General features: G+C 72.4%; 1 protein-coding gene. It reads left to right on the top strand.

Annotation, left to right across the window (positions count from 1 at the left end):
• On the top strand, positions 1-1260 hold a 1260-nt coding region (locus ACFV04_RS43740; protein WP_380536656.1), incomplete at its 5' end, for an erythromycin esterase family protein.
• Between the last annotated feature and the right edge of the window lie 175 nt (positions 1261-1435).

The raw sequence follows: 1435 nt of genomic DNA, 5'->3' as shown, positions 1-1435 counted from the left end.
GCCGCGGACCCGGCGGCAGCGCAGCGCTCCGCCGTGGTGCGCGCACTGGAGGGCGTCGCCCAGCCGTTGCGGACGACGGAACCCGGCGGCCGCACCGCCGACCTGCGCGCCATGGGCTCGATGATCGGCGACGCCAAGGTGGTCGGCCTCGGCGAGGCCACCCACGGCTCGCACGAGTTCTTCGCGATGAAGCAGCGGGTGTTCCGCTACCTCGTCGAGGAGAAGGGCTTCACCACCTTCGCCCTGGAGACGAGCTGGAGCAGCGGCCTGCAGATCGACGAGTACGTCCAGGGCGGCCCGGGCGACGCTCGGCACATCGTCAAGGACGCCTTGGGCGGCAGTCCGTGGGACCGCGAGGAGTTCGCCGACCTGATCGCCTGGATGCGGGACCACAACCGGAGCCACCCGCAGGACCCGGTCCACTTCGTGGGCGACGACCTCGGCCTGCCGAGGCTCGGCGACGGGATCTTCGAGCGGGTCACCTCCTACGTGCGCGGGGCCCGCCCCGACGTCCTCCCGCAACTCGACGGCCTCTACGCGGGCCTGCGACCGTTCGACGACGCCTTCGCCTACCTGCGGAAGCCGCTCGCCGAGCGCCGCGACAACGCCGCCAAGGCGCAGCAGGCGCTCGACCTGGTCACCGCGAGCGGTGCCGGCGCCTCCGGCGGTGACGCCCACGCGTGGGCGGTGCAGCACGCCCGGAACATCGCCGAGACCTTCGCCTTCGCCACCCTGGACATCACCGACCCGGCCTCCGTCTCCGCCGCGGAGCAGCTGCGTGACCGGGCGATGGCGGACAACACCGCGTGGTGGCAGCGCCGCACCGGCGGCAAGGTGCTGCTGTCGGCGCACAACGGGCACGCCGGCTACCTGGCCACCGACACCTTCCTGTACCCCAAGCCGCAGGGTTCCCGGCTGCGCGACACCTACGGTCGCGACTACGTGGCCATCGGTTTCACCTTCGACAGCGGTTCCTTCCTCACCAACGACGCGGTCCTGACGGACAACTGGAAGACGGTCACCGTCCCGGCGGCCACACCGGACATGAACGAGTACACCCTCGACCAGGTCCGCTACCGGGACTACTACGTCGACCTGCGCACCGCGCCCCGGGCGGCCCGCGACTGGCTGGACGTCTCCCGCCCCACCTACGACGCGGGTTCGGTCTACGTCAGCGATCCGATGCCGCAGCTCGCGATCGGACGGGCCTACGACGTCCTCATCCACCTGAACCAGGTCACCCAGGCACGCACGTTCTGATCGCGCGGTGCACGTGTGAGGCACCGGCCCGATGCTGTCGGCGCGGGCAGCCGTCGAGATCGAGCGCGGGGCGGCGGAACGGGCAGCGCCGGTCGGCGAGTTCGGCCGGCGCTCGGCCGACGCTCGGCCGGCGCTCGGCCGGGCCGCCGTTCCGGGTGTCGCGGGTCCCTGCCGG

The sequence above is a fragment of the Kitasatospora sp. NPDC059599 genome, from assembly GCF_042735125.1.
In the GTDB taxonomy this organism is placed as follows: domain Bacteria; phylum Actinomycetota; class Actinomycetes; order Streptomycetales; family Streptomycetaceae; genus Kitasatospora.
The sequence above is the reverse complement of the archived record's forward strand: the minus strand, read 5'-3'. Positions and strand labels throughout refer to the sequence as shown.